Source organism: Pseudomonas sp. K8 (assembly GCF_014889455.1).
Lineage (GTDB): Bacteria > Pseudomonadota > Gammaproteobacteria > Pseudomonadales > Pseudomonadaceae > Aquipseudomonas > Aquipseudomonas veronii.
In genome coordinates this window covers 16,700-36,862 of sequence record NZ_VJWO01000057.1, presented here as the reverse complement: position 1 = coordinate 36,862, position 20,163 = coordinate 16,700, and the positions used below count along the sequence as shown (strand labels likewise).

The window sequence follows — 20,163 nt, the reverse complement described above, 5'->3', positions numbered from 1 at the left end:
GTGGGGGGTGAGGCAATTGGGCTGGGCCTTGCGGTGCGACGATTCGACTTGCTCCCGATGCCTTCCTGAAAGCCAACAAAAAACCCGCGCCTGTCACCAGTCGCGGGTTTTTCTTAGTGCCTCAAGCGATCAACGCTCCAGCAGAATCCGCAGCATGCGCCGCAGCGGTTCGGCCGCGCCCCACAGCAACTGGTCGCCGACGGTGAACGCGCCCAGGTACTGGGTGCCCATGTTCAGCTTGCGCAGACGCCCCACCGGAACATTCAGGGTGCCGGTGACCTTGGTCGGGCTCAGCTCCTGCATGCTGATTTCGCGGCTGTTCGGCACCAGCTTGACCCAAGGGTTGTGCTGGCTGATCAGCCCTTCGATATCGGCGATCGGCACGTCTTTGTTCAGCTTGATGGTCAGCGCCTGGCTGTGGCAGCGCATGGCGCCGATACGCACGCAGATGCCGTCCACCGGGATCGGACTCTTGAAGCGACCGAGGATCTTGTTGGTCTCGGCCTGGGCCTTCCACTCTTCACGGCTCTGCCCGTTCGGCAGTTCCTTGTCGATCCACGGGATCAGGCTACCGGCCAACGGCACGCCGAAGTTCTCGGTCGGGTAGGCGTCGCTGCGCATGGCTTCGGCCACACGGCGGTCGATGTCGAGGATCGCGCTGGCCGGGTCGGCCAGTTGATCGGCGACCGCCGCGTGGGTCGCGCCCATCTGCTTGATCAGTTCGCGCATGTTCTGCGCGCCGGCGCCGGACGCCGCCTGATAAGTCATGGCGCTCATCCACTCGACCAGGCCGGCTTCGAACAAGCCGCCCAGGCCCATCAGCATCAGGCTGACGGTGCAGTTGCCGCCGATATAGTTCTTGGTGCCAGCGTCGAGTTGCTGGTCGATGACCTTGCGGTTGACCGGGTCGAGCACGATCACCGCATCGTCCTGCATGCGCAGGCTGGACGCGGCATCGATCCAGTAACCCTGCCAGCCGGCTTCGCGCAGCTTGGGGAACACTTCGCTGGTGTAGTCGCCGCCCTGGCAGGTCAGAATCACATCGAGGGTTTTCAGCTCTTCAATGCTGTAGGCGTCCTTGAGCGGCGCAATATCCTTGCCCACGGACGGCCCTTGGCCACCCACGTTCGAAGTGGTGAAAAACACCGGCTCAATAAGATCGAAATCCTGCTCTTCCAGCATCCGCTGCATGAGCACGGAACCGACCATACCGCGCCAACCGATCAGACCTACACGTTTCATCGCAACTACACCTTGTTAAAAAGTGGGCCGACTTGCAGCAACAACTGCAAGCGGGCCCGAGAGATTACAGATTCCGCAACGCGGCGACTACTGCGTCACCCATTTCTTGCGTACCGACTTTGGTGCAACCCTGCGACCAGATGTCTCCGGTGCGCAAGCCCTGGTCCAACACCAGGCTCACGGCCTTCTCGATGGCATCCGCCGCGTCGCCCAGGTTGAAGCTGTAACGCAGCATCATCGACACCGACAAAATGGTCGCCAGCGGGTTGGCGATGCCAAGGCCTGCGATGTCTGGCGCCGAACCGTGGCACGGCTCGTACATGCCCTTGTTGTTAGTGTCCAGGGACGCCGACGGCAGCATGCCGATGGAACCGGTGAGCATCGACGCCTGGTCGGACAGGATGTCGCCGAACAGGTTGTCGGTGACGATCACGTCGAACTGCTTCGGCGCGCGCACCAGTTGCATGGCGGCGTTGTCGACGTACATGTGGCTGAGTTCGACGTCCGGGTAGTCCTTGGCGACTTCTTCGACGATTTCGCGCCACAGCTGGCTGGAGGCCAGGACGTTGGCCTTATCGACCGAGCAGATCTTCTTGCTACGCACGCGGGCCATGTCGAAACCGACCCGGGCGATACGGCGGATTTCGCTCTCGCTGTACGGCAGGGTGTCGTAGGCCTGGCGCTCGCCATTCGGCAGTTCGCGTACACCGCGCGGCGAGCCGAAGTAGATACCGCCGGTCAGCTCGCGCACGATCAGGATATCCAGGCCCGCCACCACTTCCGGCTTGAGGCTCGACGCGTCGGCCAGTTGCGGGTAGAGGATTGCCGGGCGCAGGTTGCCGAACAGGCCCAGTTGCGCGCGGATCTTCAGCAGGCCGCGCTCAGGGCGGATGTCACGCTCGATCTTGTCCCATTTCGGGCCACCCACGGCGCCGAGCAACACGGCGTCGGCCGCACGGGCGCGGTCCAGGGTCTCGTCGGCCAGGGGCACGCCGTGCTTGTCGATGGCCGCGCCGCCGATCACGTCGTGGCTCAATTCGAAGCCCAGGTTGTACTTGGTGTTGGCCAGTTCCAGGACTTTGACCGCTTCGGCCATGATTTCCGGACCAATACCGTCGCCTGGGAGAATCAGAATCTGCTTGCTCATGCGTTCCTCATTTCATCATGCGACCCGCCCTGGGGCAGGTCGGGAAAAATACTCAGCGTTCGGCCCAAACCACCAGCACGTCGGTGCTGAAGGTGCCGTCGGCTTGAATTTCGTAATAATCGCGGACTTCCTGGCCCATTGCCTGTTGCAGCTCAAGGATCGCCGCACGCAAAGGCGCTGGCGTACGCATGCGCTCGACCCACGAGGTGTATTCCAGGCGCAGGCGCTGGCGGCTGCTGTTGCGCACATGCAGACCGGCTTCGCTGAGCTGGCGCATCCATTCGGCGGCGGAGTAATCGCGCACGTGGCTGGTGTCGCGCAGCACTTCGACAGTTTGCAGGTAAGTGTCCAACAGCGGGCTGCCCGGTGACAAGACATCGACAAACGCCGCCACGCCACCCGGCTTGAGCACCCGGCGCACTTCGCGCAGGGCCAGGCCGAGGTCGCTCCAATGGTGCGCCGAATAGCGGCTGAACACGAAGTCGAATTCGCCATCGGCGAACGGCAAGCGCTCAGCGGCGCCGTGGACCGTGCGGATATTGCCCAGGCCACGGTCTGCGGCAGCGGCGGCGACCACGTCGAGCATCTGCTGCGACAGGTCGTAGGCCACCACTTCTTTTACCAGCGGCGCCACATGGAAACTGACATGACCGGCGCCGCAGCCCAGATCCAGCAGTCGCGCAGCGCCGTGCCCGGCCAGTTCGGCCTGGAGCAGCGCAAATTCAGTACCTTGGGCGTGTACGGCACTGCTCAGGTAGGCCGAGGCCTGTTCACCGAATTGTTTTTGCACGACTTGGGTGTGGGCGGTGTGGGTCATGGGAGTTTCCTCAATGGACCTTGCGGTGTTTGTTCTGCCCCATCGGGGGCAAGCCCCCTCTCACATTTGAAGGTGTTCACACATCAAAATGTGGGAGGGAGCTTGCTCCCGATGGCTGCGGTCCTGCCTACATCACATCAAGCGTCGCGAAACAACCAAGGCTGGCTGGCCCGGTGCCTGGTTTCAAACGCGGCAATCGCATCGCCGTCCTGCAAGGTCAGGCCGATGTCGTCCAGGCCGTTGAGCAGGCAGTGCTTGCGGAAGGCATCCACTTCAAAGTGGTACACCTTGCCGTCCGGACGGGTCACGGTCTGCGCGGCGAGGTCGACGGTCAGTTCGTAGCCGGGGTTGGCTTCCACTTGCTTGAACAGCTCATCCACTTCGGCATCGCTCAAGATGATCGGCAGCAAGCCGTTCTTGAAGCTGTTGTTGAAGAAGATGTCGGCGTAGCTCGGCGCGATGATGCTACGAAAGCCATATTCTTCCAGGGCCCACGGCGCGTGTTCGCGGCTGGAGCCGCAGCCGAAGTTTTCCCGCGCCAGCAGCACGCTGGCGCCCTGGTAACGTTCGGCGTTGAGCACGAAGTCCTTGTTCAGCGGGCGCTTGGAGTTGTCCTGATAGGCGTAGCCCACGTCCAGGTAGCGCCACTCGTCGAACAGGTTGGGGCCGAAACCGGTGCGCTTGATCGACTTCAAGAACTGCTTGGGGATGATCTGGTCAGTGTCCACGTTGGCACGGTCCAACGGCGCGACAAGACCAGTGTGTTGGGTAAAAGCTCTCATCGGGTATTCCTCAGATCAATTCGCGAACGTCGATGAAACGACCGTTGACGGCAGCGGCGGCGGCCATGGCCGGGCTAACCAGGTGAGTACGCCCACCGGCGCCCTGACGCCCTTCGAAGTTACGGTTGGAGGTCGACGCGCAATGCTCGCCGGACTCCAAGCGGTCCGGGTTCATCGCCAGGCACATGGAGCAGCCCGGTTCACGCCATTCAAAACCGGCTTCGAGGAAGATCTTGTCCAGGCCTTCCGCTTCGGCCTGGGCCTTCACCAGGCCCGAACCCGGCACCACGATGGCCTGCTTGATGGTCGAGGCGACTTTGCGGCCCTTGGCGATCACTGCCGCGGCGCGCAGGTCTTCGATCCGCGAGTTGGTGCAGGAACCGATGAACACGCGATCCAACTGAATGTCGGTGATCGCCTGGTTGGCTTTCAAGCCCATGTACTTCAAGGCGCGCTCGATGGAACCGCGCTTGACCAGGTCGGCTTCCTTGGCCGGGTCCGGCACGTTCTGGTCGACGGCCAAGACCATTTCCGGCGAGGTGCCCCAGCTGACTTGCGGCTTGATCTGGCTGGCGTCCAGTTCCACCACGGTGTCGAACACGGCATCGGCGTCGGAGACCAGGTCTTTCCAGGCCTCAACGGCGGCATCCCAGTCGGCGCCTTTGGGGGCGAACGGACGGCCTTTGACGTACTCGACAGTTTTTTCGTCCGCCGCCACCATGCCCACGCGGGCACCGGCTTCGATGGACATGTTGCAGATGGTCATGCGGCCTTCGATGGACAGGTCGCGAATGGCGCTGCCGGCGAATTCGATGGCATGGCCGTTACCGCCGGCGGTGCCGATCTTGCCGATCACGGCGAGCACGATGTCCTTGGCGGTCACACCGAAAGGCAATTGGCCTTCGACGCGCACCAGCATGTTCTTCATTTTCTTGGCGACCAGGCACTGGGTGGCGAACACATGTTCCACCTCCGAGGTGCCGATGCCATGGGCCAGGGCGCCGAACGCGCCGTGGGTGGAGGTGTGGGAGTCGCCGCAGACCACGGTCATGCCGGGCAAGGTCGCGCCCTGCTCCGGGCCGATCACGTGGACGATGCCTTGGCGCACGTCATTCATCTTGAATTCGGTGATGCCGTATTCGTCGCAGTAGTCGTCGAGAGTCTGCACCTGCAAACGCGACACGGTGTCGACAATGGCGTCGATCCCGCCCTTGCGCTCCGGAGTGGTCGGCACGTTGTGATCCGGGGTGGCGATGATCGAGTCGACGCGCCAAGGCTTGCGCCCGGCCAGCCGCAGGCCTTCGAACGCTTGGGGCGAGGTCACTTCATGGATGATGTGACGGTCGATATAGATCAGCGACGAGCCATCGTCGCGCCGTTTCACTTCATGGGAATCCCAAAGCTTGTCGTAAAGCGTTTTGCCGGCCATCAGTCGGTCCTCATCAGCGGTCTTTCTATGCCCCGGGTCTTGAGACATTCAATAACCCTTTGGCTTGTGAGGCTGATGGTATGGCGCTACATTAAATAACTCAAATTCATATTTTTTATGCTTTGGATTACCAACTGGAATACCACAATGGACCTGGCCAACCTCAATGCTTTTATTGCCATCGCCGAGACCGGCAGCTTCTCCGGCGCCGGCGAGCGCCTGCACCTGACCCAACCGGCCATCAGCAAACGCATTGCCGGCCTCGAGCAACAACTGAAGGTGCGCCTGTTCGATCGCCTGGGCCGTGAAGTCGGCTTGACCGAAGCCGGGCGCGCCCTGCTGCCGCGCGCCTATCAGATTCTCAACGTCCTGGACGACACCCGGCGCGCCCTCACCAACCTCACCGGTGAAGTCAGCGGGCGCCTCACATTGGCCACCAGCCACCACATCGGCCTGCATCGCCTGCCGCCGATCCTGCGCACCTTTACCCGGCAATACCCCAACGTTGCGCTGGATATTCAGTTTCTCGACTCGGAAGTGGCCTACGAAGAGATCCTGCATGGCCGCGCCGAAGTGGCGGTGATCACCCTGGCGCCCGAGCCGCACAACCTGGTGCGCGCCACCCCGGTGTGGGACGACCCGCTGGATTTCGTGGTGGCGCCGGAGCACAGCCTGACCCGCAACGGCTCGGTCACCCTGGCGGACATCGCCGGTCACCCGGCGGTTTTCCCTGGCGGCAACACCTTTACCCATCACATTGTCAGCCGCCTGTTCGAGGCCCAGGGCCTCACGCCGAACATCGCGATGAGCACGAACTATCTGGAAACCATCAAAATGATGGTGTCCATCGGCTTGGCGTGGAGCGTATTACCGCGCACCATGCTCGACGATCAGGTGACAAGTATCGCTTTGCCGGGCATACAACTCAGTCGCCAGCTAGGCTATATCGTGCATACCGAAAGGACGCTGTCGAACGCTGCGCGGGCTTTTATGAGCCTCTTGGATGCACAGGTCGAGCTGCCAGGGACACCGGCATGAAGCTGTGCGGCCTCAAGGCCTGAATAAAACCGCGCCGAACGCCCATCGAGCCAAGGCTTTTTGATAATGCGCAATCCCGTCGACCCTATGCCACCCCTGCCCCGCATTTACGCCCTGGACCCTGAAGAGGCGGAACAAAGCTGGGACAGCGCCCCGCAACTGCTGGCAGCGCTTAACGCTGCACGGCTGGGTGCATGGTGCTGGGAAATCGATACCGGGCGTATCAGTTGGTCGCGGGGCACCCAGGCGCTGTTCGGCTTCGACCCGCGCCAACCGTTGCCCAAGGATCTGGAGTACCTGGACCTGCTCGCGCCGCAAGACCGCGCCCGGGTGATACGCGCGTTTCACGCGGTGCTGGCCGGCGAGCCGTTCGAGCAGGCCATGCACCACCACATCCAGTGGCCGGATGGCAGCCAGCACTGGCTGGAAATCAACGGCAGCCTGGCGCCGGACAAAGCCGGCCGGCGCCGCATGATCGGGGTGATCCGCGAGACTACCCGCCAGCGCGAGCGGGAACACGCCCTCAGCCACTCCGAAAAGCGCTTCGCCACGCTGTTTCACCTGTGCCCGAACATGGTCCTGCTCACCCGCCAGTCCGACGGCTTGATCAGCGAAGCCAACCAGTATTTCCAGATCCTCTTCGGCTGGCCGGTCGCCGACGCCATCGGTCGCACCACCCTGGACCTCGGCCTGTGGCTCCACCCTGAACAGCGTGCGCAGTTGGTCAGGGCCACCCAGCGCAAGGGCGAACCCATCACCATGGAAGTGCAATTCTGTGCCAGCAACGGGCAGATCCACGATGGCACGCTCTGCGCGCAGAAGGTCGAGCTGGACGGCGAGGCCTACCTGATCAGCACCTTTCTCGACACCACCGAGCGCAAAAACGCCGAGCAAGCCTTGAAAGACAGCCAGGAGCGCCTGGACCTGGCCCTGGACTCCGCGCAATTGGGCACCTGGGACTGGCACATTCCCACCGGCATGCTCTACGGCTCGGCCCGCGCCGCCCAACTGCACGGCCTGCCGGCGGAAGCGTTCCATGAATCGTTCGAGGCGTTTTTCGAGGGCATGCCCAAGGAAGAGCGCGAGAGTATGCGCAACGCCTATCGCACCCTGCGCGAAGGCCCGGCCGGCAACTATCAGCTGACTTACCGTGTACAACTGGAAGACGGCAGCCCGCGCTACCTGGAAAGCCGCGCACGCCTGTACCGCGACGAAAAAGGCGCGCCACTGCGCATGGCCGGCACCCTGCTGGACATCACCGACCAGGTCGAGCGCGAACAACGCCTGAGCGCCTCCGAAGAAAAATTCGCCAGCCTGTTCCAGGCCAGCCCCGACCCGATCTGCGTCACCCGCCTGAACAACGGCGAGTTCATCGAGATCAACCCCGCCTTCACCCAGACCTTTGGCTGGACGGCCGCCGAAGTGATCAACATGAGCGCCGAACAGATCGGCCTGTGGGACGAGTCGAGCCAGCGCCTGCAACGCATCGAACAGGTGATTCGCGACCAGGCGCTGAACAACGTGGCGATCATCGCGCACCACAAAAGCGGCCAGGCCCTGACCTGCGTGATTTCCAGCCGGATGATCAAGGTCGGCGACCAGCCGTGCATCGTCACCACCCTGCGCGACATTACCCAGCAGCAACGCTCCGAGGCCGCGCTGAAGGCCAGCGAAGAAAAATTCGCCAAGGCCTTCCATTCCAGCCCCGACGCGATTTCCATTACCGAACACGACACCGGCCGCTATGTGGAGGTGAACGACGGGTTCTGCCGCTTGACCGGTTTTCGTGCCGAAGACGTCATCGGCCTGACGCTGTACCAGGTCGGCATCTGGGCCGATGAAAACCAGCGCGCGGTGCTGCTGGCCGAACTGCAACTCAAAGGCCGTATCCGCCATTTGGAAATGCTCTGGCACAACAAGCGCGGCGATGTGCTGGCGGTGGAGGTTTCAGTCGAGCCGATCATCCTCAACGAAACCCCTTGCCTGTTGCTGACCGCGCGGGATGTGAGCCTGTTGAAAAACGCCCAGGCGCAGATCCGCCACCTGGCCTACCACGACCCGCTGACCAACCTGCCCAACCGCGCACTGCTGATGGACCGCCTGAGCCAGCAGATCGCCCTGCTCAAGCGCCATAACCTGCGCGGTGCATTGCTGTTTCTCGACCTCGACCACTTCAAGCACATCAATGATTCCCTCGGTCACCCGGTGGGCGACACCGTGCTGAAAATCGTCACCGCGCGCCTCGAAGCCAGCGTGCGTATGGAAGATACCGTGGCGCGCCTGGGCGGCGATGAGTTCGTGGTGCTGCTCAGCGGCCTGGATGGCACGCGCACCGAAGTCAGCGCCCAGGTTCAGGAACTGGCCGACACCCTGCGTGAATTGCTCTCCGAACCGATGTTCCTCGACGGCCAACGCCTGCAAGTCACGCCGAGCATCGGTGTGGCGCTGATCCCCGATCATGGCTCGACCCCGGCCGACCTGCTCAAACGTGCCGACATCGCGCTGTACCGCGCCAAGGATTCGGGGCGCAACGCCACGCAGATGTTCCACAACAGCATGCAGAAAACCGCCAGCGAACGCCTGCGCATGGAAACCGACCTGCGCCTGGCCCTGTCACGCGGCGAATTCAGCGTGCATTACCAACCCCAGGTGGACGCGCGCGGCAATAAGATCGTCGGCGCCGAGGCCCTGGTGCGCTGGCAGCATCCGCAACTGGGCGCGCAGGCGCCGTCCGAATTCATCAAAGTGCTGGAAGACAGCGGCCTGATCCTCGAAGTCGGCACCTGGATACTCGATGAAGCGTGCGCCGCCTTCGAGCAGTTGATCAAAGAAGGCAAGGTGGACCCGCTGAATTTCAGCCTGTGCGTGAACATCAGCCCCCGGCAGTTCCGCCAGAACGACTTTGTCGAACGCGTCGAGCGCAGCCTCAAGCAGCATTCACTGCCCTACTGCCTGCTGAAACTGGAAATCACCGAAGGCATCGTGATCCAGAACCTGGATGACACCATCAGCAAAATGCGTCGCCTGAAAAAGCTCGGCGTGAGTTTTGCGATGGACGACTTCGGCACCGGTTACTCATCGCTCACCTACCTCAAGCGCTTGCCGGTGGATACGCTGAAGATCGACCAGTCCTTCGTGCGCGATGCCACCCACGACCCCAACGACGCCGAAATCATCCGCGCCATTGTGGCCATGGCGCGCAGCTTGAACCTGGGGGTGATCGCCGAAGGCGTTGAAACCCCGGAGCAACTGGCGTTCCTGCAAAAGCTGGGCTGCCACTTGTTCCAGGGTTATTTGCACAGCCGGCCCTTACCGATAGAAGGGTTCAGGCTCTTGCTGGATTGAGGCTCAGACCAGCTTCAGGGCCCGGAACCCCGAACTCATCCAGCGCGATGAGGCCAGGTCGTGCTTTTTTCCATAGAAATCCAGCGCCCCATCGATCACCGCCACCGAATGCCAGTTGTCTGCCAGGGTGCCGATCGCCCCGTTGACCAACTCTGCGACCGTGCTTTCACGCACGTAGCCAAACAACCCCAGGCGGCGCAGCGCTTCGCCAGGGTACTCGCCATCGTTGAGGGTTTGCAGAGCCGTCGTGTAACTCTGGCGGGCACGAAAATCGTTGTTCTCGATCTGCGCGCGCTTGGCACTGACTGCGTACAAAAAGTGCGCGGCATTCAGCAACTGTCGATTATTGCCATGAAAGTTCGACTCGGCGGCAGCCTGGCGCACTTCCTCGTGGGTCAGTTGCAACCGGAAGGCATCTCGCATGACCACGTCAAACCCCGTCGGCGTGATGTGAACCTGCTTATAGATCGCCCTCGGGTCTTGCCCGAACCGGATCATCGCCGCCTTGATCGCCGAGACCGTGACGCAATTGCCTTCGACCCCCTGGTAAAACCCGCTCCAGATGTCCGCGGGCCGGACGCTCGCGACCACAGGGGCGGCGCCGCGATTGCTCGGCGGCGGCAGTTGATCATCGAACAAGACATACCCATAGCCCCGATCAGCCGTTCGTGGTGCCCCTCCATCATGCCTGACCCCCTCGCGCACCAGCGCCGACCCGCGGTTATGGGTCTCCAGCACCCCTACCGCGCCCTTGCCCGCCATATCGCTCACCGGGACGAACTGCGACAGGCCGAACACCCCCATGCCTTGCAGACAACGCTGGGTGGTCTCGCCCTCGAGCGTCTTTGCCAAGGCGGCTTCGAACGTGGCATAGCCCCCGGTCAGTTGCTTGCGTTTGACAAAGGCGGCAAACATGAAATTGGCATCCTTTACCACGCCGCTGTCCGCCCCCGTGAAGCGGGAAGCCTGCGACGCCTGCTGCAACTCCTGGCGGGACAGGTGCAGCTTGAATTCATCCTTCATCGTGACGTCGTACCCATCGCCCGAGGGTAGCAACTCGTTAAACATCGCGGCTGGACGCTGACCGAACGTCATCATCATCAACTTGATCACCGCTGCGTGGCTGCTGCAATCAAAACTCTCGCCGAAGCGCCGCTCGCTCGTGTGGAATGCCGAAGCGATATCAGCCGGCCTTTCACCTGCGGGTTTCACCGGAAATACGGGAGAAGCCCCGCGCTGCTGGGCCGTTTCGATCATCGAACGGCTAGCTGTGGAGATATACATGCACTGGGTTCCTGACGCTTGTAAAAAATAAGCAGCCGAACGGGCAGCCAGGTTTGGGCTGACTGCCCCGTTCGCAGCCCTTCAATTCAACGGATTCACCAATAGGGCTATGGCACCAGAGCTATGGCATCGCCGTGCGTGGGCGCTTTTCCCTGTCGCCCCCATAGCTCTTCGCGACCGTTGATGACCGCCACCGAATGCCGGGCCCGATTGCACATGCCCAACTGCCCCTTGGCGAGCTCACGCACGGGGACCCTCTTCATGTGCTTGCTCAGCCCCAGCCGCTTCAACCCCTCCCCCGGCCCTCGCTCATCCTCGCCATCATTCAGGCTGCGGATCGCCGCACCGAAACTGCGTGCCGCCCTGCCATCGTTGTTTTCGTCCTGGGCACGCTTGGCGCTGATCGCGAAAAGAAATTGCGCGTCTTTGAGCATCTCTTTGTCAGCCCCGACAAATTTTGCCCCACGCGCACCTTCGGCGAGCTCCCGGTCCGTCAGGCTGACGGTTACGTCATCGCGCATGACCACGTGATAACCACGCTCGGTTTTTTTCACCTCCTTGAAAATATCCGTAGGGCTTTGGCCAAACTGGTACATCGCCGCCTTGATGGCCGATACCGTCACGCAGTTGCCATCCGGCCCTTGGCGAAAGCCGCTCCAGATATTGTCGGGCTTCGCGCCGTTGCGCTTCTTCGAAAGGCCCGCGATCATCGCCGCAGGCTCGGGTTTGGGCGGCGCCGGCGCAGGCACCACAGGCGTAGTGACCTCCGGCCGCGATGGGGATATTCCCGGCAGCGGCTTCTCTTTGTTATCAGAGACCAAGTTAATCAGCTGAGTTAAAAACGAAGTAAACAGCGTCATTAACTTATCGAGCGGCTCTGAATTATTCGCCACGCCATGAGTGTTTTCCCGCACGTGCTCCAGTACCCCCTGGCTCGCCGGAGACGGCACACTCAAGAAACCGCTTAATTGCGCAAACTGTTCATTTTTTGCTTTCATGGAATCGACAGGAAGTACCTGACGAACATCCACAACACGCGCAATATTATTAATTGAACAACATGACATACGGGCCTCCACTTGCAGGCACTTCCCGGAACATCAGCCCCAAAGAAGTGCACATCCAGTTCAATACGTATAAAGGAAGTTGCTGACGTCAGGCTCTGAATGCAGGCCGGCGGCTGGTCCGCCAGTCGCGCATATCAGATTGACGTTCAGCCGGGCCGGGACTGGTTATATCCGGGGTAGGCGTATCTGGTTGTGGTTGTGGTTGTGGTTGTGGTTGTGGTTGTGGTTGTGGCTGTGGTTGTGGCTGTGGCTGTGGCTGTGGCGTGATCGCAGGTACTTCCGGGGTGGCCGGTCGCGGCTTGACCTCAAGCGCATGCACACCCGGCTTGGGTGCCGGCATGACCTCCGGCGTAGGTGTGTGCTTGTGCGTAGGCGTAGGCGTAGGCGCGGGCGTAGGCGTAGGCATGGGCGTAGGCGTGGGCGCAGGCGTGTGCGTGTGCGTAGGCATGGGCGTAGGCGTGTGCGTAGGCGTGTGCGTGTGCGTAGGCATGGGCATAGGCGTAGGCATGGGCATGGGCGCAGGCGTGTGCGTGTGCACAGGCACCACTTCAACCTTGCGAGCGGCTTCCGGCATCGGCATGACGCGAGGTAAAACCGCTGCCGCATTCGGCTTCGTTTCGCCGCTCAGCGCCTTCGTATCGGGGCAATGACAATGACCGACGTTAACGTTCACTTGCACCTGATTGTCGGCATCCTTGATCACGGAGGCAGTGGATTGATGCATGTGGGGTGACACCGGAAGAGCCGGCTGGCCTCGCCGATCAGCCGTCAATGCGAGGTGTCCAGGCTTCTCCGGCAGCTTGCTTGCATCCACTGGAATGGCGGGCGTTTTATCCGCCCCAGGCAACATGCCGGACACCATGTTCCGCCCCGAAAACATCTCACGCACGGTTTTGACAACCTGCTCCAGCATGTCAAGCAAGCGTGCAAGCCCGCCTGTCTCGATTGTCATGTTGCTGTTCGAAACCTTGAAAGGGTCATGAGGCACGCCAGGGTGAGCCACAGTCGTATTGGCCCCCAATGTGCCGGTTTGCGTGAAGGTTTTCGACATGGATGGCGACAACCGCTCCATGGATGTTGTATCGCCGTTGAACAAAGGTGAATGATTAATCGATAGCGACATCAGTAAGTTCCTTATTGGCACGGCCCGGCTCGGTTAATCAGCGGGGCAGGCGAGGTTTTTTTATCGACTGGAAACAACCCTTGCTGCTTCACAGTCGATACTTTCGTGGAATACGAGGCTATCGAGTTCCAGAAATCGCGACTCATATAAGGAAACCAAATCAAACTTTCGGACTTTTCCCCCTGTTAATTTTTAAAAGACCGCAAACCAAGTAGCCTTAGCCAGATCCGACTGGACACACACGCTAATAAACCACCCTCGGGGCAACTTACCGACACAACCCCAAAACCTGCACGGCATCCGGCTGTGTTATTTCGCCCCGACTTCCTCGCGCAAAAACGCAAAATGCCCCGCATCTTTCGATACGGGGCATTTTCCTCAAACAAACGAGCGGCGCATTCAAGCGCGACGGGTCACCCCTCAGACGCGGCAGGATGGGCCATCCCCAACAACCGGCTCACCTGCTCCAAATCCGTCTCCCGACGCATGGCGGTGAACAGCTCGACCGCCTCCGGGTAATTGCGCGTCAGCATCGCCAACCACTGCTTCAGCCGGCCGGGCGCCTGGCGTTCGGTCAGTTGGGCCACCGACTGGGTCCAGAAATCCTGGAGCATCGGCTGCATCTGCGCCCAGGTCATTGCCACGACGTCGTCGCCGGCGCGTGCCGCCGCGATCTGCCGCGCAAGATCCGGACGCGCAACCAGCCCGCGACCCAGCATGATGTCTTCGGCGCCGCTGACTTCGCGGCAACGCTTCCAGTCTTCGACGCTCCAGATATCGCCATTGGCGAACACTGGCACCTTGACCACATCCTGCACGCGTGGAATCCACTCCCAGTGAGCCGGCGGTTTGTAGCCATCGGTCTTGGTCCGCGCATGCACGACGATATGCGCCGCGCCGCCCTCGGCCAGCGCCGTCGCGCATACCAGCGCGCCATCCGGGCTGTCGAAGCCCAGGCGCATCTTGGCGGTCACCGGGATATGCGCCGGCACTGCGCGACGCACATGCTCGACGATGCGGTTGAGCAGCTCCGGCTCCTTGAGCAGCACCGCGCCGCCACGGGACTTGTTGACGGTCTTGGCCGGGCAGCCGAAATTCAGGTCGATCACCTCGGAGCCCAACTCGCAGGCCAGGGCCGCGTTCTCTGCCAGGCACACCGGGTCGGAACCGAGCAACTGCACACGCAGCGGCACGCCAGCGGCGGTGTGGGCACCGTGCAGCAGTTCGGGGGCGAGCTTGTGGAAATAGGCCGGGGTGAGCAGGCGGTCGTTGACGCGGATGAACTCGGTCACGCACCAGTCAATACCGCCCACGCGGGTCAACACGTCCCGCAGGATGTTGTCGACCAACCCCTCCATGGGCGCCAAAGCAATTTGCATGGAAAACACTCAACAAAAATCGTGGCGCAGTTTACTGGGTTTCCCGCCGCGACCGTTAACCCCCTGTCAGGGCGGCGCCGTAGCCGTCGAGAAACTCCGTCGGCATGCGCTTGGGCTTGCCGCTGGACAGTTCGATGCAGACAAAGGTGGTTTGTGCGCGCAGCAGGGTCGCGCCGTCGCGAGGGCGTACCAGCTGGAAACGCCGGGTCATTTTCAGGCGCTGGTCCCAGTCGACGATCCAGGTCGCCAGTTGCAGCTCGTCGCCTTCATAGGCGGCCGCCAGGTAGTCGATCTCATGGCGCACCACGGCCATGGCGCGGTCCAGTCGCCGGTACTCGGCGAGGTCCAGCCCCAGGCGCTGGGAATGGCGCCAGGCGCAACGCTCCAGCCAGGACACGTACACCGCGTTATTGGCGTGCCCCAGGCCGTCGATGTCCTCAGCGACGACCTGCAGATCGATGATAAACGGCGTTGCCAAATCCCAGCCCATGCCTTGCTCCAGTCGATTGATGTCGGCAGGGCAGTGTATCAGGCAGTTTGGCGCGCCTGTAAACAGCTGCCCGCCAGCAGCGCCAGCACCGCCTCGACCACCCGCGGATCGGCCAGCACGCGCTGGTGCCCGCCCTGCTCCAGGCGCAACAGGCGACTGTCAAACCAGGCCTCGTGGATGACCTGGGAAGCGCTGACCGGCACGAAGGTATCGTCTTCGGCATGCACGATCAGGCCGGGGAGGTCCATCTGGTAATGGGCCACGTCCAAGTGCTTGAGCGGCATGCCCAGGGTCAGCTCGACTTCCTGGATAAACGCTGAGCGCGCCCGCGACGGCAAACCGACCATCCCGGCAAACCCGCCGAGCACATCAAGGAAGCGCGACGGCGCGGCAACGCTCACCAGCGCTTCGGTACGCAGCCCCAATTGCACCGCCAGCATCGCACTGGCGCCGCCCATGGAGTGGCCGACCACCGCATGCAACGGCGGCAGCTCGGCCGCCGCTTCAAGCATCGCGCGGGCAAACAGCAGTACGTGGGCTTCACGCCCCGGCGAACGGCCATGGGCCGGGCCATCGAGGGCGAATACCGAATAGCCGTTCTGCACCAGCGCAGTGATCAGGCTGGCGAACTGGGTGGGCCGGCCTTCCCAACCGTGCATCAGCAGCACCGCCGGGCCCTGGCCCCAGCGCAACGCCGACAGGCCGAAACGCAAGGTGACGCGCTCGGCGTGCGCCAGCAGCGGCAACTCCCAATCCCGCGGCGGCAGATCCCGCGGGGTCATGAAGACCCGCCGCATGCTGTTGGCCACCGTGTGCGGCGCCAGGCGCCCCAAGGTGCCGTTGACGCCACGAATCCAGGTCAATGCGCCCATTTTTATAACCCCTCTTAACGTATGGCCGACTTGGCGGCACGCAACACACGATCGGACAATTCACCCGGCCCCAGGGCACGCGCCAATGCCAGCCCACCGACCATCAAGGCCATGTCCGCCAGGGCCTTGTCAGTGTCTTCCGGGCTGGCGGCCAGTTGTGCGGCCATCAGTTCCACATGTTCGTTGAGGACATCGCGAAAGGCGTCCGGCAGGCGGCCCATCTCACCCACGGTTGCCGGAATCGGGCAAGCCTTGGCCGTGGAGTCGCGGTGCTTGCGCGACAGGTAAAACGCCGCAACCAGGCCACGGCGCTCTTCGCCGGTGAGTTGGGCATCCATGTCGTCGATCGATGCACGGCGCTGGGCCAGCAATTGGCTGAAGGCTTCCAGCATCAGCGCATCCTTGCTTTCAAAGTGCGCGTAGAAGCCGCCGACAGTCAGCCCCGCCGCCCCCATGACCTCGCCAACGCTCGGCTCGGCCGGGCCACGCTGGACCAACGCGGCGCTAGCGGCCTGCAGGATACGTTCGCGGGTTTGCGCTTTTTTATCGCTCATCGTGTGCCTCCGACTCTCATGGGTTAAATATTATAACCATAATAATATTTCGCAAGCGAGCGGCACGACCATTGGTCAGAAGCCCGGAGGGGCAAGGGAAGGGAGAATTGGCCAAACGCCAGACAAACAAAAGGGCCATTCAATAATTGAATGACCCTTAAAAATCCCGCAGAGCGGGTAATCGTGGCGTCCCCTAGGGGACTCGAACCCCTGTTACCGCCGTGAAAGGGCGGTGTCCTAGGCCACTAGACGAAGGGGACACAAACCTTCTATACAACTGATCAGGCTGAGACTGATCGATCCAAGGGCGGCGTGGCCAAAACCTTGAACCTGTAAATTGGTGGAGCTAAACGGGATCGAACCGTTGACCTCTTGCATGCCATGCAAGCGCTCTCCCAGCTGAGCTATAGCCCCGGATTTTTCGCCTCGCGGCGCAGCAGACCTTGCGAACTGCTTGTTGAAACTGGCGTCCCCTAGGGGACTCGAACCCCTGTTACCGCCGTGAAAGGGCGGTGTCCTAGGCCACTAGACGAAGGGGACAAAACCTTCTGTACAACCTGATCAAGCTAGGCCTGATCGATTCAAGGACGGTGTGGCCAGACCTTGAACCTGTAAATTGGTGGAGCTAAACGGGATCGAACCGTTGACCTCTTGCATGCCATGCAAGCGCTCTCCCAGCTGAGCTATAGCCCCTCATCGGTGAGGACGGGGCGAATCTTAATGGCGCTTTGGGAACGTGTCAAATTTATTTTCAACAATTTCCAAAATTTTTTGCCGGGATAACAATCACTTACCAACCAAACCCCGAAAAACCGGGGTTTGGCCGCCACAAGCGCTGACTCAGGCGATCGCGCCCAGCAGCTTCTCCCACTCTTTGTTTTCTTTCTTCGACACACCACCAAGCAAATCAAGGGCTTGGCGCAGACGGAAACGCGTAAGGTCCGGGCCGAGAATTTCCATCGCGTCGAGTACCGACACCGAACTGGCCTGCCCGGTGATCGCGGCAAACATCAGCGGCATGGCATCGCGCAATTTCAGCTCGAGGGATTCGACCACGGCCTGGATCGTCGCGGTGATGGCGTCCTTCTCCCACTGGCGCAGGCTTTCGAGCTTCCACAGGATCAGTTGCATCAACTGGCGCACCTGATCGGCGGAGAGTTTCTTCGACTCAAACAGTTTGACGTCCGGGTTCACGCCACCGGCGAAGAAGAAACTGGCCAACGGTGCGACCTGGCTGAACGTCTCCACCCTGCCCTGCACCAGCGGCGCGATCTTCATCATGTACTCGGGGTTCAACGCCCACTGCTGCACGCGGCTGGCGAACTCTTCCACCGGCAGGTCACGCAGCCACTGGCCATTGAGCCACGACAGCTTCTCGATATCGAAGATCGGCCCGCCCAGCGACACGCGGGACAGGTCGAAGTTATCGACCATTTCCTGCAGCGAGAACTTCTCGCGCTCGTCCGGCATCGACCAACCCATGCGGCCCAGGTAGTTGAGCATCGCTTCGGGCATGAAGCCCATGCGCTCGTAGAAGGTCACCGAGGTCGGGTTCTTGCGCTTGGACAGCTTGCTCTTGTCCGGGTTGCGCAGCAGCGGCATGTAGCACAGCTGCGGTTGTTCCCAGCCGAAGTACTCGTAGAGCAGGATCAGCTTCGGCGCCGAGGGCAGCCATTCTTCGCCGCGCAGCACATGGGTGATGCCCATCAGGTGGTCATCGACCACGTTGGCCAGGAAGTACGTCGGCAGGCCGTCGGTCTTCATCAGCACTTGCATGTCCATGCGGTCCCACGGGATCTCGACGTCACCGCGCAACATGTCCGGCACCACGCACACGCCTTCGCTCGGCACCTTCATGCGGATCACATGGGGCTCGCCGGCGGCCAGGCGCGCGGCCACTTCTTCTTTCGACAGCAGCAGCGCGCGGCCATCGTAGCGCGGGGTTTCGCCACGGGCCTGTTGTTCGGCGCGCATCTGGTCCAGTTCTTCGGCGGTGCAGAAGCAGGGGAACGCATGGCCCATGTCGACCAACTGCTGGGTGTACTGCTTGTAGATGTCGCTGCGCTCGCTCTGGCGATACGGGCCGTGCGGGCCGCCGACGTCCGGGCCTTCCGACCAGGTGATGCCCAACCAGCGCAGGGCATCGAAAATCTGCTGTTCGGACTCGCGGGTCGAACGCAGTTGATCGGTGTCTTCGATCCGCAGGATGAATTCACCGCCGTGCTGCTTGGCAAAGCAGTAGTTGAACAAGGCGATGTAGGCAGTGCCGACGTGGGGGTCCCCGGTAGGCGATGGCGCGATGCGCGTGCGGACGGTGGTCATGGCTGGTCTCGAATGGGCGATATAACTGAAATTGAAACAAGGGGCGAATGGTAACAGCCATGGGCACTTAGGCTCCAGCGTCCTCCGTACCGAGCATGGCATATAGGCCAAGTTTGAGCCTGGCGACTCGTCGTAGCTATTTGCCAGCTGGCTGTCTGGTTATATTCCATTACCTCTTGTTACAGACTCCGCGCCCATGCCTGCCCCACTGAAACGCCGCCTGCTTATCTTCGTATTGATCGTGAGCCTGATCGCCCTGGGTTTCTTCGCCCATTGGTTCTTCAGGGGCCGCTTCTACGAAAGCACCGACAACGCCTACGTGCAGGGTGAGATCACCCGTGTCTCCAGCCAGCTCGGCGCGCGGATTGTCGAGGTGCTGGTGGGCGACAACGAACACGTGCAACAAGGCCAGTTGCTGGTGAGGCTTGAAGACGACGACTTCCACCTCGCCGTGGACCGCGCCAACGCCGCCCTCGCCATGCGCGAAGCCGAGCGCACCCAGGCGCAGAGCAAGCTGACCCAGCAAGCCAGCCTGATCGCCGCCGGCGAAGCCAAAGTCGCGTCCAGCCAGGCCAGCCTGGGTCGTTCGCAGATCGACCTGTCCCGCGCCCAAACCCTGCGCAAACCCGGCTACGTCTCGGAAGAACGGGTGACCACCCTCTCCGCCGACAACCATATCGCCCGCTCCCAAGTGGCCATGGCCCAGGCCGACCTGCAGGGGCAGCGCCAGCAGGTCAACGCGCTGAATGCCGAGATCAAGCGCCTCGACGCGCTGATCGCCAACGCCAGAACCGACCTGGCCCAGGCCGAGCTGAACCTGACCCGCAGCGAAATCCACGCGCCCATCAGCGGCCTGGTCGGCCAACGCGCCGCGCGCAACGGCCAATACGTACAGGCCGGTGCCTACCTGCTGTCGATCGTCCCCGACCAGGACATCTGGATTCAGGCCAACTTCAAGGAAACCCAGATCGGCCACATGCAGCCTGGGCAAAAGGCCGAGCTGACGTTCGATGCTTACGGCGATACGCCGATCGAGGCGCGGGTCGACAGCCTGTTCGCGGCCTCCGGGGCGCAGTTCAGCCTATTGCCGCCGGACAATGCCACCGGCAACTTCACCAAAGTCGTACAACGGATTCCGGTGAAACTTACGTTTGCTGCGGATAACCCGCTGAAGGGCAAGATCCGTCCCGGTATGTCCGTTACCGTCAAAGTGAACATCAAAGATCAGCCTGATGGCCGGTGATCAACTGCTGCGCCCGGTCGGCGAACCGA

Annotated in this window: 16 protein-coding genes and 4 tRNA genes; 4 read left to right on the top strand and 16 right to left on the bottom strand. The window is 61.8% G+C overall.

Annotated elements, in window-relative coordinates; genetic code table 11:
• Positions 1 to 129 precede the first annotated feature (129 nt).
• The 5 genes from asd to leuC all read right to left on the bottom strand — a co-directional run bounded on the left by asd (position 130) and on the right by leuC (position 5,417).
• On the bottom strand, positions 130 to 1,242 hold the full coding sequence (gene asd, locus INT12_RS26780) for an aspartate-semialdehyde dehydrogenase (protein ID WP_017847701.1): 1,113 nt from the start codon (positions 1,240 to 1,242) through the stop codon (positions 130 to 132).
• 64 nt (positions 1,243 to 1,306) lie between these two features.
• Positions 1,307 to 2,389 carry a 3-isopropylmalate dehydrogenase gene (leuB, locus tag INT12_RS26775; protein WP_017847702.1) on the bottom strand — a complete coding sequence of 361 codons (1,083 nt, stop codon included), beginning with the start codon at positions 2,387 to 2,389 and terminating at the stop codon, positions 1,307 to 1,309.
• A gap of 52 nt (positions 2,390 to 2,441) precedes the next feature.
• Positions 2,442 to 3,206, bottom strand: a complete 765-nt coding sequence (locus INT12_RS26770) for a class I SAM-dependent methyltransferase (RefSeq protein WP_017847703.1) — start codon at positions 3,204 to 3,206, stop codon at positions 2,442 to 2,444.
• 137 nt (positions 3,207 to 3,343) lie between these two features.
• The gene (gene leuD, locus INT12_RS26765) at positions 3,344 to 3,988 is read right to left on the bottom strand and encodes a 3-isopropylmalate dehydratase small subunit (protein ID WP_026140124.1); all 645 of its coding nucleotides are present in this window, start codon (positions 3,986 to 3,988) and stop codon (positions 3,344 to 3,346) included.
• A gap of 10 nt (positions 3,989 to 3,998) precedes the next feature.
• A complete protein-coding gene (leuC, locus tag INT12_RS26760; RefSeq protein WP_046382634.1) occupies positions 3,999 to 5,417 on the bottom strand; it encodes a 3-isopropylmalate dehydratase large subunit in 1,419 nt (472 codons plus the stop codon).
• Positions 5,418 to 5,564: 147 nt separating this feature from the next.
• Between leuC and INT12_RS26755 the strand changes: the two genes are divergently transcribed.
• A complete protein-coding gene (locus INT12_RS26755; protein ID WP_017847706.1) occupies positions 5,565 to 6,455 on the top strand; it encodes a LysR family transcriptional regulator in 891 nt (296 codons plus the stop codon).
• Positions 6,456 to 6,521: 66 nt separating this feature from the next.
• Positions 6,522 to 9,800, top strand: a complete 3,279-nt coding sequence (locus INT12_RS26750; RefSeq protein WP_193040912.1) for an EAL domain-containing protein — start codon at positions 6,522 to 6,524, stop codon at positions 9,798 to 9,800.
• A gap of 3 nt (positions 9,801 to 9,803) precedes the next feature.
• Here the strand turns inward: INT12_RS26750 and INT12_RS26745 are convergent, their stop codons facing one another.
• Positions 9,804 to 11,084, bottom strand: coding sequence for a hypothetical protein (locus INT12_RS26745; protein ID WP_193040911.1), 1,281 nt, complete (start codon positions 11,082 to 11,084; stop codon positions 9,804 to 9,806).
• A 107-nt stretch (positions 11,085 to 11,191) separates the two neighbouring features.
• Positions 11,192 to 12,082, bottom strand: a complete 891-nt coding sequence (locus INT12_RS26740) for a hypothetical protein (protein WP_193059086.1) — start codon at positions 12,080 to 12,082, stop codon at positions 11,192 to 11,194.
• Between the two features lie 332 nt (positions 12,083 to 12,414).
• Here INT12_RS26740 and INT12_RS26735 point away from each other — a divergent pair, with 332 nt between their 5' ends.
• Complete coding sequence (locus tag INT12_RS26735) at positions 12,415 to 12,801, top strand: hypothetical protein (RefSeq protein WP_193040963.1); 387 nt, start codon at positions 12,415 to 12,417, stop codon at positions 12,799 to 12,801.
• Positions 12,802 to 13,687: 886 nt separating this feature from the next.
• Here INT12_RS26735 and INT12_RS26730 read toward each other — a convergent pair.
• From INT12_RS26730 to gltX, 9 genes are all read right to left on the bottom strand, one after another.
• Complete coding sequence (locus INT12_RS26730; RefSeq protein ID WP_193040964.1) at positions 13,688 to 14,653, bottom strand: tRNA dihydrouridine synthase; 966 nt, start codon at positions 14,651 to 14,653, stop codon at positions 13,688 to 13,690.
• A gap of 55 nt (positions 14,654 to 14,708) precedes the next feature.
• The gene (locus tag INT12_RS26725; RefSeq protein ID WP_193040965.1) at positions 14,709 to 15,143 is read right to left on the bottom strand and encodes an acyl-CoA thioesterase; all 435 of its coding nucleotides are present in this window, start codon (positions 15,141 to 15,143) and stop codon (positions 14,709 to 14,711) included.
• Positions 15,144 to 15,181: 38 nt separating this feature from the next.
• Complete coding sequence (locus INT12_RS26720) at positions 15,182 to 16,015, bottom strand: alpha/beta hydrolase (protein ID WP_193040966.1); 834 nt, start codon at positions 16,013 to 16,015, stop codon at positions 15,182 to 15,184.
• A 14-nt stretch (positions 16,016 to 16,029) separates the two neighbouring features.
• On the bottom strand, positions 16,030 to 16,569 hold the full coding sequence (locus INT12_RS26715; RefSeq protein ID WP_079444391.1) for a TetR/AcrR family transcriptional regulator: 540 nt from the start codon (positions 16,567 to 16,569) through the stop codon (positions 16,030 to 16,032).
• Positions 16,570 to 16,753: 184 nt separating this feature from the next.
• Positions 16,754 to 16,829: transfer RNA gene (locus tag INT12_RS26710), tRNA-Glu, on the bottom strand.
• 78 nt (positions 16,830 to 16,907) lie between these two features.
• Positions 16,908 to 16,983, bottom strand: a tRNA-Ala gene (locus INT12_RS26705).
• 50 nt (positions 16,984 to 17,033) lie between these two features.
• Positions 17,034 to 17,109 (bottom strand) — tRNA-Glu (locus tag INT12_RS26700).
• A 77-nt stretch (positions 17,110 to 17,186) separates the two neighbouring features.
• Positions 17,187 to 17,262 (bottom strand) — tRNA-Ala (locus INT12_RS26695).
• 147 nt (positions 17,263 to 17,409) lie between these two features.
• The gene (gene gltX / locus INT12_RS26690; RefSeq protein ID WP_017847714.1) at positions 17,410 to 18,891 is read right to left on the bottom strand and encodes a glutamate--tRNA ligase; all 1,482 of its coding nucleotides are present in this window, start codon (positions 18,889 to 18,891) and stop codon (positions 17,410 to 17,412) included.
• A gap of 196 nt (positions 18,892 to 19,087) precedes the next feature.
• Between gltX and INT12_RS26685 the strand changes: the two genes are divergently transcribed.
• On the top strand, positions 19,088 to 20,134 hold the full coding sequence (locus INT12_RS26685; protein ID WP_017847715.1) for an HlyD family secretion protein: 1,047 nt from the start codon (positions 19,088 to 19,090) through the stop codon (positions 20,132 to 20,134).
• Positions 20,135 to 20,163 lie beyond the last annotated feature (29 nt).